14 protein-coding genes are annotated in these 13,736 nt (G+C 45.7%); 9 read left to right on the plus strand and 5 right to left on the minus strand.

The annotated features are described in order from the left end of the window. Positions 1–1,038: a DUF3549 family protein gene (locus RH85_RS01870; RefSeq protein WP_006710484.1), complete on the minus strand. Its 1,038-nt coding sequence runs from the start codon at positions 1,036–1,038 to the stop codon at positions 1–3. 76 nt (positions 1,039–1,114) lie between these two features. Here RH85_RS01870 and RH85_RS01875 point away from each other — a divergent pair, with 76 nt between their 5' ends. Then, positions 1,115–1,429 carry a YqcC family protein gene (locus RH85_RS01875; RefSeq protein ID WP_006710485.1) on the plus strand — a complete coding sequence of 105 codons (315 nt, stop codon included), beginning with the start codon at positions 1,115–1,117 and terminating at the stop codon, positions 1,427–1,429. After that, positions 1,430–2,161: a tRNA pseudouridine(65) synthase TruC gene (truC, locus tag RH85_RS01880; RefSeq protein WP_006710486.1), complete on the plus strand. Its 732-nt coding sequence runs from the start codon at positions 1,430–1,432 to the stop codon at positions 2,159–2,161. A gap of 60 nt (positions 2,162–2,221) precedes the next feature. Here the strand turns inward: truC and dxs are convergent, their stop codons facing one another. From dxs to xseB, 3 genes are read right to left on the minus strand one after another with little or no spacing between them, the layout of a single operon-like run. Continuing rightward, the gene (gene dxs, locus RH85_RS01885; RefSeq protein WP_006710487.1) at positions 2,222–4,087 is read right to left on the minus strand and encodes a 1-deoxy-D-xylulose-5-phosphate synthase; all 1,866 of its coding nucleotides are present in this window, start codon (positions 4,085–4,087) and stop codon (positions 2,222–2,224) included. Between the two features lie 20 nt (positions 4,088–4,107). Continuing rightward, a complete protein-coding gene (ispA, locus tag RH85_RS01890) occupies positions 4,108–4,992 on the minus strand; it encodes a (2E,6E)-farnesyl diphosphate synthase (RefSeq protein ID WP_006710488.1) in 885 nt (294 codons plus the stop codon). A gap of 20 nt (positions 4,993–5,012) precedes the next feature. Continuing rightward, entirely contained in the window at positions 5,013–5,255 is a 243-nt protein-coding gene (gene xseB / locus RH85_RS01895) for an exodeoxyribonuclease VII small subunit (RefSeq protein WP_006710489.1), read from the minus strand. A 297-nt stretch (positions 5,256–5,552) separates the two neighbouring features. Here xseB and pomA point away from each other — a divergent pair, with 297 nt between their 5' ends. From pomA to rlmM, 7 genes are all read left to right on the plus strand, one after another. Next, complete coding sequence (gene pomA, locus RH85_RS01900) at positions 5,553–6,314, plus strand: flagellar motor protein PomA (protein ID WP_006710490.1); 762 nt, start codon at positions 5,553–5,555, stop codon at positions 6,312–6,314. A 12-nt stretch (positions 6,315–6,326) separates the two neighbouring features. Continuing rightward, complete coding sequence (locus tag RH85_RS01905; RefSeq protein ID WP_006710491.1) at positions 6,327–7,274, plus strand: flagellar motor protein MotB; 948 nt, start codon at positions 6,327–6,329, stop codon at positions 7,272–7,274. Between the two features lie 163 nt (positions 7,275–7,437). Next, positions 7,438–8,886 carry a tRNA uracil 4-sulfurtransferase ThiI gene (gene thiI / locus RH85_RS01910; protein ID WP_006710492.1) on the plus strand — a complete coding sequence of 483 codons (1,449 nt, stop codon included), beginning with the start codon at positions 7,438–7,440 and terminating at the stop codon, positions 8,884–8,886. Positions 8,887–9,721: 835 nt separating this feature from the next. Next, complete coding sequence (locus RH85_RS01920) at positions 9,722–10,636, plus strand: transcriptional regulator GcvA (RefSeq protein ID WP_006710494.1); 915 nt, start codon at positions 9,722–9,724, stop codon at positions 10,634–10,636. After that, a complete protein-coding gene (locus tag RH85_RS01925) occupies positions 10,626–11,258 on the plus strand; it encodes an alpha/beta family hydrolase (protein ID WP_006710495.1) in 633 nt (210 codons plus the stop codon). Before RH85_RS01920 ends, RH85_RS01925 begins: the two co-directional genes overlap by 11 nt. Before the next feature lies 1 nt (position 11,259). Further along, complete coding sequence (locus RH85_RS01930; RefSeq protein ID WP_006710496.1) at positions 11,260–11,655, plus strand: DUF423 domain-containing protein; 396 nt, start codon at positions 11,260–11,262, stop codon at positions 11,653–11,655. Continuing rightward, positions 11,656–12,747 carry a 23S rRNA (cytidine(2498)-2'-O)-methyltransferase RlmM gene (gene rlmM / locus RH85_RS01935; RefSeq protein WP_006710497.1) on the plus strand — a complete coding sequence of 364 codons (1,092 nt, stop codon included), beginning with the start codon at positions 11,656–11,658 and terminating at the stop codon, positions 12,745–12,747. It begins immediately after the preceding gene. 126 nt (positions 12,748–12,873) lie between these two features. Here the strand turns inward: rlmM and xni are convergent, their stop codons facing one another. Then, complete coding sequence (gene xni / locus RH85_RS01940) at positions 12,874–13,653, minus strand: flap endonuclease Xni (protein ID WP_006710498.1); 780 nt, start codon at positions 13,651–13,653, stop codon at positions 12,874–12,876. Positions 13,654–13,736: the final 83 nt, after the last annotated feature.

Here is a 13,736-nt window from a genome sequence, read left to right on the forward strand (position 1 = left end):
TTATGCCTTAGTCGCTTGCTGCAGTTTTAGTAATGCATTTGCCAGTTCTGGCGAAGGTGAAGAATGCAATAGTGGTAATAGCACCATGCGCAATTCAGGTAGCATGACTAAATCAGCAAACAGCTGATTAAACAACGCTTGATTACCAGTCTGAGCTAAGCGCAGCAGAAATTGTTCTGCGGTTGAGGCATTGGTCAATAAATGCCAACATCGGCCGGCAATACCTATTAACACTTCTTGATGGCTCAAACGAGGATTCGCCAAAATTGCACCAATCAAGGGTGCAGAAACGTTGATCTCGGCACCGGCTAGGGCGCGCGCATAAGCGGACAATAAAAAGAGATCTGGATTTTGGCTGTCGATTTCAACTTGGGCTAAATCCGCGATGCGTGTCGCGAGCTTGTCTCTGATGTCGACATGCTCAAGCGCGCCCAAGGTGGCATAAAGTGGTTCGTTCGGCAACGATTTGAGCGCGTTACGGATCATCACGCCATTTTCTTCTTGGCCTAAGCGTGCGCACATATCCGTGATGCCCTGCAGACCAACCGTTTGCCATTTATCCCAGCCAAGACCGGCAGAGAAGTAGTGTTGAGCATGCTCATAGTATTGGCTGCAAGCAAGTCCCAAGTTCGCACGAATCTGGCTATGGAAAACCGCCATTTTTTCTTCAGTTGGTTTAAACGTATAGGGATTGTTCGCCAGTTTTTGTTGCTGATCTTCAGTCATTTCCTGGTTTAGGCGCGTACCCATGGCTTCGAGTACATACTTGATAAAGTTACCCACTTCAGTTTGTTTCAGTAAGCCGCGTTCGTCGAGTTCAAATTTAAGAAACCAAATCCAAGGTTGTTTTGCTTGGTTCCAATAGGCAATCGCAAGGTGCGCTTTACGTTGCAACGGATATGGGTAAGGTTGTTGACCTTGTTCAATATCAGCAAAGGTTTGGTTGGAAATGGTTTTAATTCGACGTCCCAAATCAAAAATTTGGTAATCACAGCCGCTGTTTTTTAGCAGTTCACTTAAGGTATGAATCGTATCCATGGAAGACTTTTCCTAACTTTCTTTACCTTATAGATGGTACTCTATGCGCTATTTTCAAGGTCCTCGATAAAGATAAATGAAACAAGATATTCCTCTGATCGCATTATTGGATGAGCTAGAGCGACAAATGCGCGCCCTAGATTGTTGGCAAAGTGATATGCCGCCTCCGCAAGCCCTAGCGAGTACCGAGCCTTTCGCTATTGATACGCTTGAACCACAACAATGGCTGCAGTGGGTGTTTTTGCCGAAAATTCGCGCCATGATCAATGCTCAACAAGCTTTGCCATCAGGCTTCTCTATGGCGGCGTATTTTGAACAGAGTTGGCAACAAGAAGCTCAATACATACCATTGCTAGCGGTGATCCGTCAGATCGATCAAGAGGTCGCTTAAATGTTAGAAATCGTTTATCAAGACGAGTATTTTATAGCAGTCAATAAACCGGCGGGTATGTTGGTACACCGTAGTTGGCTCGATAAGCATGAAACGCAATTTGCAATGCAGACTCTGCGTGATCAAATTGGTCAGCATGTATTCCCACTGCACCGGTTGGATCGCCCAACATCCGGTGTTTTGGTGTTTGGTCTATCGAGTGAGGTTGCGGCCAAAATGATGCCCGTTTTTGCCAACCATGAAATGAAAAAAACCTACTATGCGGTGGTGCGTGGCTGGATTGAAGAGGCGGGTCGTCTTGATTACGCCTTGAAAGTCGATCTGGATAAAATTGCGGATAAATTCGCCAAGCAAGATCAAGAAGCGCAAGAAGCGGTCACGGATTATATCCCATTAGCTAAAGTGGAAGTGCCTCATTCCACAGGCAAGTTTCCGACAACACGTTATAGCATGGTTGAATTGAGCCCACTGACGGGACGTAAGCATCAGTTGCGTCGCCATATGGCTCACCTGCGTCACCCAATAGTCGGAGATACGACCCATGGTGAAGGTCGTCATAATCGTTTGTTCAATAACGTTTACGATTCGCATCGATTGTTGTTGCACGCTGCATCGTTAGAATTTGTTCATCCGTATACGCAGCAGTTGGTCACCATCAACGCTGGCTTTGATGAAACTTGGCACAAGCTCTGTCATGAATTTGCATGGACGTTGCCGAATGTCAGCGTCTAAAAACAACGTATACAAAAAAGCCCTCTAGTGAGGGCTTTTTAGTCGCTATAGAATATGACGTTATTTTGTGATGTATTGACGAATCGACAGTTCAATACCTTGGCTATCTAAACCAAGTTCGGCATACAATTCTTCCTGCGTGCCTTGCGGTACAAAGTAGTCCGGTAAACCAAGGTTCAATACTGGTTTTAGGATCTTTTCGTGCATCATGTATTCAATAACACCTGCGCCAGCACCACCGGCAATCGCATTTTCTTCGATAGTCACCAGCACGTCGTGATCAGCGGCAAGCTGTTTAATCAAATCATGATCCAGTGGCTTAGCAAATCGCATGTCGGCAACGGTGGCATTGAGCTGTTCAGCGGCTTCTAGTGCGTTTGGCATGAAGGTTCCGAAGTTTAGAATCGCCACTTTTTCGCCCTGGCGTACCAAACGACCTTTACCAATTTCTAACGCACTAAATTCGGACTCGATTTCGGTGCCCATACCGCTACCGCGTGGGTAACGTACCGCACTTGGCCCAGTATGAGTATGACCGGTGTAGAGCATTTGACGACATTCGTTTTCATCACTTGGCGTCATGATCACCATATTCGGGATACAGCGCATAAAGCTAATATCAAACGCACCTTGGTGAGTTTGGCCATCAGCGCCAACCAAACCGGCACGATCAATGGCGAACATTACTGGTAAATCCATAATCGCTACATCGTGGATCAATTGATCATAACCACGTTGTAAGAAGGTCGAGTAGATCGCCACGATAGGTCGATTGCCCGCAATCGCCATACCCGTTGCTAATGTCACCGCGTGTTGTTCAGCAATGGCGACGTCAAAGTATTGCTCAGGGAACTCTTTAGAAAAGCGCACCATGCCTGAACCTTCACGCATTGCTGGCGTGATCGCCATCAATTTAGGATCTTGCTTGGCCATATCGCATAGGAAGTCACCAAAGATCTTTGAGAAGGTTGGTTTGCTGCTACTACTTTTCGGTAGGCTAGAATGGCTTGGGTCGAACTTAGGCACACCATGGTAACCAATCGGATCTTTCTCCGCTGGCTCATAGCCTTTGCCTTTTTTGGTCATGATGTGCAGGAATTGCGGGCCTTTCAGCTCACGCATATTCTTAAGGGTTTTTACCAGTTCATTGACATCATGGCCATCCACAGGGCCAATGTAGTTAAAACCAAGCTCTTCAAATAGCGTACCCGGAACCATCATACCTTTCAGATGTTCTTCCGTGCGTCGTACCAACTCTTTGATTGGCGGCACGCCGGAAAGTACGCGTTTGCCACCTTCACGAATAGAGGTATAAAAGTTACCAGACAGCAATTGAGCTAGGTGGTTATTCAGCGCGCCGACGTTCTCTGAAATAGACATTTCGTTGTCATTGAGAATCACCAACATGTCGGGATGAATATCACCCGCATGGTTCATTGCTTCAAACGCCATGCCTGCAGTGATGGCACCATCACCAATTACGCTGACAACTTTACGATTCTGCGCTTCTTTATGGGCACTGATTGCCATACCAAGTGCAGCGCTGATCGAGGTTGATGAGTGGCCAACAGAAAGCGTGTCGTATTCGCTTTCACCGCGCCAAGGGAACGGGTGTAGCCCGCCTTTTTGGCGAATGGTTGACATCTGTTCGCGACGACCAGTCAGAATTTTGTGTGGGTATGCTTGGTGGCCTACGTCCCAAATAAGTTGATCAAACGGGGTTTTATAGACGTAGTGAAGCGCCACGGTTAACTCAACCGTGCCTAACCCTGATGCCAAGTGACCACTTGACTGGCTAACAGAGTTCAAAAGATAGGTGCGTAGCTCATCACATAGCTTAGGCAGCACATCTTTCGGTAGGCTGCGCAGCTCATCAGGCGTATTTGCCAGTGCCAGTGTTGGATACTTAGATATATCAAGAGTCATAGTATTGCGCGCTTATAGTGTTAATTTTTGCGCTCGATGACGTATCGGGCGAACTCTTCTAGTAATCGTGTATTGTAGGGGATCGCTTGCAAAGCTTGAAGCGCTTCCTCTAATAGATTGTTAGCTTTATTTACAGCACCTTCTAATCCTAGCAGAGCCGGGTAGGTACTTTTATTTAGTTCTTGGTCTGAGCCTTGTGGCTTACCAAGGGTTTCAGTGTCGCCGATAATATCTAATATATCGTCTTGCACTTGGAACGCGAGCCCAATGGCATCAGCGTATTTATCCAGTAGTGGTAACACTTCTACGCCTTTTTCACCGGCAGCAAGTGCCCCTAAACGGATGGCGCATTTCATTAGCGCACCCGTTTTATTACGGTGAATCTCTTCTAATTCACTCAGACTTACTTGACGATTTTCTGCTTCAAGATCGAGTGACTGACCCATACACATGCCAGCCGCACCTGAGGCGTGTGCCAGCATCTGTATCATTTTAATACGTTGCGCTTCGGCAATCGGATTAAGTTGACCTTCGGCCAGAATAGTAAAGGCGAGAGTTTGTAGCGCGTCACCGGTCAAAATGGCGGTCGCTTCATCAAATTTGATGTGACAAGTTATTTGGCCACGGCGCAGTTCATCGTCGTCCATGGCTGGTAAGTCATCGTGGATCAACGAGTAAGCATGGATGCACTCAACGGCAGAGGCCGGAGTATCAAGATGTTCAGTGTCGCAGCCAAGCATTTGACCAGTGATATAAACCAAGAAAGGGCGTGCGCGTTTACCACCTAATAGTAGGCCATAGCGCATGGCTTCAATGAGTGTTTGGTTTTGGTGCGGATATTGCGCCAACCACCACTCTAATTGTTGGCTATTTCGTTGTTGAAACGATGTTAATGCTTCAAGCATAGAGTAATCTTCTAACGGTATTATTCAGGCTGAGAGGCAAAGTCAGATAGCGCTGCGTCATCGTCGTTTTGCAATAAGATACTAACGCGCTGTTCAGCGTCATTGAGTTTACTTTGGCCTGCACGAGCTAAAGAGATGCCGCGTTCAAATTTCTTTAACGCATCATCTAGAGCTAAATCCCCATTTTCTAAGTCTTCAACAATCGTATCTAACTCGTCAATGGTTGCCTCAAAGGTCATATTTTCAGGTTTCTTGCTCGCCATAATATTTCTAGATTAGGAAAGATGCACGAAAGTTACCTTAGCCGTTAATGATGGTCAAATTTAACCGTGGAAAATTGTGGTAAAAATCGAGCTTAAACCGAGTAAAACACAAATAAAAAAACATTTTTTGCGTAAGGTTTTCGCCCTCCATTTGTTGCTTATGCGTCTCCCGCGCAACAAAAGTAACCAGCCATTTAGGGAGAATGTGAGTGTGGTACCAATAAAAAGCTAAAGATTCACAAGCGCAGCCGATATAATTCCAGAGAAAGTTTAAAAGGTTAGCATGAGGAGTGCTTTGTGGATTTAGCAACGCTAATTGGACTCATTGGCGGTTTCGCATTCGTTATTATGGCGATGCTACTAGGCGGAAGCCTAGGGATGTTCGTCGACACTACGTCTATCTTAATCGTAATTGGCGGTTCTTCTTTTGTTGTGTTGATGAAGTTCACCGCGGGGCAATTCTTTGGCGCAGCAAAAATTGCTGGCAAAGCGTTCATGTTTAAAACCGACGAGCCAGAAGAGCTGATTGCTAAAATTGTTGAAATGGCGGATGCCGCTCGTAAAGGTGGTTTCCTTGCGCTTGAAGAGATGGAAATTACCAATACGTTTATGCAAAAAGGCATCGACTTATTGGTAGATGGCCATGATGCTGACGTTGTGCGTTCGGCATTGCAAAAAGACATTGCACTAACGGATGAGCGCCATGAGAAAGGCACCAGTGTGTTTAAGGCCTTTGGTGACGTAGCTCCAGCGATGGGGATGATCGGTACCTTGGTTGGTCTAGTGGCGATGCTATCAAACATGGATGATCCTAAGTCGATTGGTCCTGCAATGGCGGTGGCACTACTGACCACACTATACGGTGCGGTATTGTCGAACATGGTGTTTTTCCCGATAGCTGACAAATTATCGTTACGTCGTGAGCAAGAAAAACTTAACCGTCGCCTAATTATGGATGGTGTATTGGCAATTCAAGATGGCCAAAACCCACGCGTTATAGATAGCTACCTGAAGAATTACCTTAACGAAGGCAAACGAGCCATCGATGTAGACGGTTAGTAAGGAAGCGCTATGGATGATGAGAACGACTGCAAATGTCCACCACCCGGTGCGCCGATGTGGATGACGACATTTTCAGACTTAATGACGCTTCTAATGTGTTTCTTCGTATTGCTGCTTTCATTTTCTGAAATGGATGTACTGAAGTTTAAACAGATTGCGGGTTCGATGAAGTTTGCCTTTGGTGTGCAAAACCGTTTAGAAGTGAAAGATATCCCGAAAGGTACCAGCATCATTGCGCAAGAGTTTCGCCCAGGTCGCCCTGAGCCAACACCGATTGATGTGATCATGCAGCAAACCATCGACATTACCCAGCAAACCTTGGAGTTTCACGAAGGTGAATCAGACCGTGCTGGTGGTACGCAGCGTGAAAAAGGTAAGTTGACCGGTGGCCAATCGCCAGAAACGTCAACCAAAGATAATCAGAATACGGAATCGGACAAAGAGCAGTCACAAGCTTCTGAGATGTCTCAAGAGATGGAAACCTTAATGGAAGCCATCAAGAAAGCATTAGAGCGCGAGATCAAAGAGGGCGCGATTGAGGTTGAAAATCTGGGTCAACAGATTGTGATTCGAATTCGCGAGAAAGGCGCGTTCCCCGCAGGTTCTGCTTTCTTACAACCTAAGTTTCGACCATTGGTACGCCAAGTTGCTGAACTGGTGAAAGATGTGCCGGGGATCGTTAGAGTCTCAGGTCATACTGATAACCAGCGTTTGGATTCAGAACTATACCGTTCAAATTGGGACCTTTCCGCCCAGCGAGCAGTGTCCGTGGCGCAAGAGATGGAGAAAGTCCGCGGCTTCTCTCATCAAAGGTTACGGGTTCGCGGCATGGCTGATACGGAGCCGTTAGGGCCGAATGATACTGAACTGCAACGCTCTAAGAACCGCCGAGTCGAAATCAGTATTATGCAAGGGGAACCGATTTATAGTGAGGAAGTTCCTGCACTCAACAACTAATAAATGACTAAACTAAAAAGACGAGCAGCACGCTCGTCTTTTTTATGGTCTTTTCATCATGTATAATCCGCGCCCTTAGGATCTCTATACTGCGATGCTCGTTGATTTTACGGCCGGTATATTGATGATGATTGCGAATAACTGTTAACCAGTGAAGTGAAGTATGAAATTTATTGTAAAACCTCATCCAGAAATTTTTGTAAAAAGTGAATCGGTGCGAAAACGCTTCACAAAGATTCTTGAAGGGAATATTCGCAACATTATCAGAAACCGTACATCAGCGGTGGCGGTATTTAACCGTCGTGATCATATTGAAGTAACTTCAGAAAGTGATCAATTCCACGCAGAAGTATTGGAAATTCTGACTCACACTCCAGGTATTCACCACGTTCTAGAAGTGAAGCAATCGGAATTTACCGATTTGCACAATATCTATGAGCAAGTGCTGGAACTGAGTGGCTCGCTAGTTGAAAACAAAACGTTTGTGGTTCGCGCTAAGCGTCGTGGTAAGCATGACTTCACCTCTATCGAACTTGAACGTTATGTTGGTGGTGGCTTAAACCAAGCCGTCGCGAGTGCGAAAGTACAACTAAAATCTCCAGATGTAACAATCAAAGTTGAAGTTGACCATGACAAGCTGAACCAAATCCTTGCCCGTCATAAAGGCTTAGGTGGTTTCCCTCTTGGTACACAAGAAGATTTACTCAGCCTTATCTCTGGTGGTTTCGACTCTGGTGTATCGAGCTACTTGCACATTAAACGTGGTTCAAAAGTGCATTACTGCTTCTTCAATCTAGGTGGCCCTGCGCACGAGATTGGTGTAAAGCAAGTTGCGCACTATCTATGGAATAAGTACGGCTCATCAGCAAAAGTACGCTTTATTTCAGTAGACTTTGATCCTGTTGTAGCAGAGATTCTTGAGAAAGTTGATGACGGCCAAATGGGCGTAATCTTGAAGCGTATGTTTATGCGTGCTGCGGGTATGATCGCTGAGAAATATGATATTCAAGCGCTTGTAACCGGTGAAGCTTTAGGCCAAGTATCGAGCCAAACGCTGACGAACTTGCGCCATATCGATAACGTGACTGATACCTTGATCCTTCGTCCACTGATTAACTGGGATAAAGAAGACATCATCAACGTTGCACGCGATATCGGCACTGAAGACTTTGCTAAAACCATGCCTGAATACTGTGGCGTGATTTCGAAGAAGCCAACAGTTAAAGCGGTGAAATCGAAGTTAGAAGTTGAAGAAGCGAAGTTTGACTTTGATATCCTAGAGCGTGTTGTACTTGAAGCGCGCAGCATGGACATTCGTGAAATTGCTAAGCAGACGGAAGAAGCTGTTCCTGAAGTTGAGCAAGTTCAAGCGGTTGAAGAGCATGCGATTGTTCTCGATATCCGTAGTCCAGATGAAGAAGACGAGAAGCCACTTGAGATTGAGGGTGTAGAAGTGAAGCACCTACCATTTTACAAGCTGGGTACTCAGTTTGGTGATCTTGACCAGAGCAAAACTTACCTTCTTTACTGTGAACGAGGCGTTATGAGCCGCCTACAAGCGCTATACCTGCAAGAGCAAGGCTTTGCGAACGTAAAAGTATACCGTCCATAGTCTTGAAACTAATAACATTAGTGTTGGTGCATAGTAATCGCATCAATGGCTGAGAATAAAAGCGCAAATCGTTGATTCGGTTTGCGCTTTTTTTGTGGGAATTGAAAAAGCGAGAAGAGAGAGGCGAGAGCGGAGAAGGCGAGAGAGGAGAAGGCGAGATACGAGAAAAGCGAGATTCCCTATCACGCACGTGCCTTGCTGTAGGGCATGACGAGACGGGTTTTGTTTGGTGATTGGAAATAACATACGACGTAGTTATTCCCTAGACTGACGAAGGAAGGGTCGGGAATCTTTATGTTGAGAGGTATTGAGAAAAGTGGGGCGGGAATCAAAATTCGAGAAGCGAGAAAAAGCGAGATTCCCTATTACTCTCGTGCCTCGCTGTAGGGAATGACGAGGCGGGGTTTTGTTAGGCCAATTACTTGTTGTGTTCATCTCTGTCATTCCCGATAGCCCGAAGGGCGTAGTCGGGAATCTATATGTTGAACGAGAGAAGCAAGAAAATCGAGTTGGGATTTGAGAGCGATTTTCGGGCATAAAAAAACACCGCCTATAGGCGGTGCTAAAAAATTTGACAGACAGGTCAAAAAAATACAGGAAGTATACGTTCTGTCTCTGGGATTGATGAGACAAAACCATGGTAGAAATTCTACCCAACTCGAAATACGAGTTTGCAAACACAACATCGCAACAACAAAGCCAATTGATTTCAAAGAAACCAAGCCGTTCAGGCTTGTATTGCGGAACGAAATATAGAATTTCTCTGGTCGTCAGGCAATGGACATTTTATAATGTTTCAGATTAAAAAAACTAATCCAATTTATTGAAGGCGCCTATGTCCAGAAGATTACCCCCTTTGAACTCGTTGAAGGTATTTGAAGCCGCGGCTCGCCACTTGAGTTTTACTCGTGCGGCAGAGGAATTATTTGTGACGCAGGCCGCTGTTAGCCATCAAATCAAGGCGTTAGAAGAGTTTCTGAGTTTGAAACTATTTCGTCGTCGCAACCGCTCACTGCTGTTGACCGAAGAAGGGCAAAGCTACTTTCTCGATATCAAAGATATCTTCACTTCATTAGCTGAAGCGACAGATAAAGTGCTAGAACGCAGTGAAAAAGGTGCATTAACCATTAGTTTGCCTCCAAGCTTTGCGATTCAATGGCTGGTGCCACGTCTGGCGGACTTTAATCAGCAAGAGCCGGATATCGATGTACGAATCAAAGCGGTAGATATGGATGAAGGTTCGTTGACCGATGATGTTGATGTGGCGATTTATTATGGTCGGGGTAATTGGCCGGGGTTGCGTGCCGATAAACTTTATCAAGAATTTCTAATTCCCCTTTGCTCACCGTCACTATTATTGGGCGTCAAGCCATTAGAAGAATTAGGTGATCTGAAAAACCATACCTTATTGCATGATACGTCACGTAAAGATTGGAAGCATTTTGCTAAATTTCATGGTGTAGAGGGTGTGAACTTAAATCACGGGCCTATTTTCAGTCACTCGACCATGGTGCTGCAAGCTGCGGCGCATGGCCAAGGGGTCGCATTAGGCAATAACGTACTTGCTCAACCAGAGCTAGAAGCGGGCCGTCTAATTGCGCCATTTGATGAAGTGCTGGTATCTAAAAATGCGTTTTACGTCGTGTGCCATGAGAAACAAGCGGATATGGGGAGAATTGCCACTTTCCGCGATTGGATGTTAGCGAAGGCACACAGTGAGCAAGAGGAATTATTGGAAGATGACGAATAGCGTAATCATTGACGGCGCTAATAACGCGCCGCTGTTTATTTTTGCTCATGGTGCTGGGGCTGGGATGGATCATGCCTTTATGCAGCAAGTCGCGACAGGGTTGGCCGCCAAAGGTATTCAAGTGGTACGTTTTAATTTTCCTTATATGGTTGAACGTGCTGAAAATGGTACTAAACGTCCACCGGATCGCGCGCCAAAATTGCTGGAAGCTTTTGAACAGATCATTGCTCAGTATGCAGATAGCCCCGTGGTGATTGGTGGGAAATCAATGGGTGGTCGTATGGCAAGTTTATTGAGTGATCATCCTCAAGTTGCCGCTATCGCGTGTTTAGGTTTTCCTTTCCATCCTCCTGGTAAACCTGAAAAATTTAAAGGCGCACATTTAGCTACTTTGACTAAGCCTTGTCTTATTCTGCAAGGCGAGCGTGATACCTTCGGGCAACGAGAAGAGTTCGATGAGTTTGACTTAGCGCCGTGCGTACGTAGCAGTTTTATCCCAGATGGTGACCATGGCTTTAAGCCACGTAAACGCTCTGGCTTTACTGAGCAGGGCAATATTGATTTAGCGGTTGAAAGGCTAAGTCAGTATATTTTCGAGCTCTACGATGTGGCCGAGGAGTAGCATGAAAGCCAATAAATTGCTCGCAGCAGGAGGCGCCTTCGCAGGTTTTGCCGTGGCGTTAGGTGCATTTGCTTCGCATGGATTAAAAGCCATGCTATCTCCCTATCTACTTGAAGTGTTTAACATTGGTGTCCAATATCAATTTATTCACGCTCTTGCCATTATCGCCTGTGCTATCTTGATGATGAACAAAGTCAGTGTAAAAGCGCAAAAGTATTTTTTCCTCGCTGCGATTTGCTTTATTATCGGCATCTTTTGTTTTAGCGGCAGCCTTTATGCCTTAGCGCTAAGTGGAATAAAATGGTTTGGACCAATTACTCCTCTTGGTGGCATGACCTTTATGATAGGTTGGGTTTTGTTCGTCTATGCAGCACTACAGAACAACAGAGGTGAGTAAGTGAAACAACTAATGCTCTATTGCCGTCCGGGCTTTGAGAAAGAGTGTGCGGGTGAAATTCAAGATCGAGCGAGTTCGCTGGAAGTGTTCGGTTTTCCGCGCGTACAAAAAAACTCTGGATTCGTGTTGTTTAAGTGTTACCAACAAGGTGATGCGACAAAGTTAGTGAAATCGTTGGATTTCAAATCGCTGATTTTTGCTCGCCAAATGTTTGCCGTTGCTGTTGAACTGACCGACTTGCCACGTGAAGATCGTATTTCACCAATTCTGCAAGAGTTGAGTGAGACTGATGGCATGCCAATGTGTGGTGATCTACGCATTGAAACGCCAGATACCAATGAAGCGAAAGAACTATTGAAGTTCTGTCGTAAGTTCACCGTGCCAATGCGCCAAGCATTGCGTGGTAAAGGACTGTTGTTCAACAAAGATAACCCGAAGAAGCCGGTATTGCATATCTGCTTTGTGGAACCAGGCCATTGCTACATTGGTTATTCATTGCCGATCAACAACTCTCAGTTCTTCATGGGTATTCCACGCTTAAAATTCCCAGTAGACGCACCAAGCCGCTCAACTTTGAAGTTGGAAGAAGCATTTCACGTGTTTATTCCTCGTGAAGAGTGGGATGAGCGTTTGGCATCGGGCATGTGGGGTGTCGATCTTGGGGCTTGCCCTGGTGGTTGGACATACCAATTGGTTAAGCGTTCGATGTTTGTTCACTCGGTGGATAACGGCCTGATGGCACAGAGTCTAATGGATACTGGTCAAGTAAAACACCATCAAGAAGATGGCTTTAAGTTTGAGCCGCCGCGTAAGAACGTAACTTGGCTAGTGTGTGACATGATCGAAAAACCTTCACGTGTCGCGCAATTGATGGGCGAATGGATCATCAGTGGTTGGGCAAAAGAGGCGATTTTTAACCTTAAATTGCCAATGAAAGGTCGTTATGACGAAGTATTGCAAGATATCGAAAACCTAAAAGTATTCCTTATCAAAAACGACGTGAAGTTTAAGCTACAAGCTAAACACCTGTACCATGACCGTGAAGAAATCACCGTGCATGTACAAAGTCTGTCGAATATCTCGCCATACTAAGCTCTGTAGTCAGACCGTTAAATCATACTGTGTGATTGTAATGGCTAATAAAAAAGCTCCCGATGGGAGCTTTTTTCGTTTTAATTATGGTATTTAGGCCATGCTCGCAAGTGAATCAAGAGATGATTAGGCTTGGTTTGGCCCATCGTAGCGAAGGTCTTGTAAGTTAAAACCCAATTCAATATCGGTTTTCAATTGCGCGACTTGGCGGCATGTTCGCGCCATCTCAATATGCTCATCGAACTTTTTGCGGTATTTTTTGACCAGATCCTCAGAGGCATGGGCCTGCTCGATGGTTTCAAACTGCGTTAAGATCTCTTTAGCCGCTTTTGGCCCCACGCCCGGAATGCCGGGTACTTGGCTTGAGCTGACGCCAGTCAACCCCCAATAGTCTGCCAGTTGGCTTGGTTTCACGCCAAATTCTTTTTCAATGAAAGGCGCATCTAACCAGCGATGTTGAAAATAGTCACGGATCTGCAGGGTCGGTGAGAGCAATTGGCAATAGCCTTTATCGGTGGAGATGATGGTCACTTTTTCGTTGTGGCTGGCCACTTTGATAGCCAGTGTCGCGACTAAATCATCCGCTTCATCACCGTCAGACAGTAAAGAGTCGATCCCCATTTTCCACCATGCATCTTGAATGGCATCTAACCCATTAAGCAGCGGTTCAGGCATCGGTTTTCGGTTTTGTTTGTATTCAGGCAGAATCTCCGCTCGCCAACCTCGTTCTTGTAGATGGTGATCAAACACCGCGACAATATGGGTGGGTTGCGCTTCGTTGATAATGCGAGTAAGGGTGCGCCCAGTGGTCTCTATTGTTCTTGCAATGTCGGTGGGATCGGGCTGCACGGAGTGCACGCGACGGATCAGGTTTAGAGCATCGATAATCACAAGATGAATAGACATAAGCATATAAAAAGTAAGGGCCTTGGGCCCTTATTGTAAATGAAGTGAGGGATAAAGCTAGCCAATGGCGGCGATATCCCTAA

The sequence above is a fragment of the Vibrio ichthyoenteri ATCC 700023 genome (assembly GCF_000222605.1).
In the GTDB taxonomy this organism is placed as follows: Bacteria; Pseudomonadota; Gammaproteobacteria; order Enterobacterales; family Vibrionaceae; genus Vibrio; species Vibrio ichthyoenteri.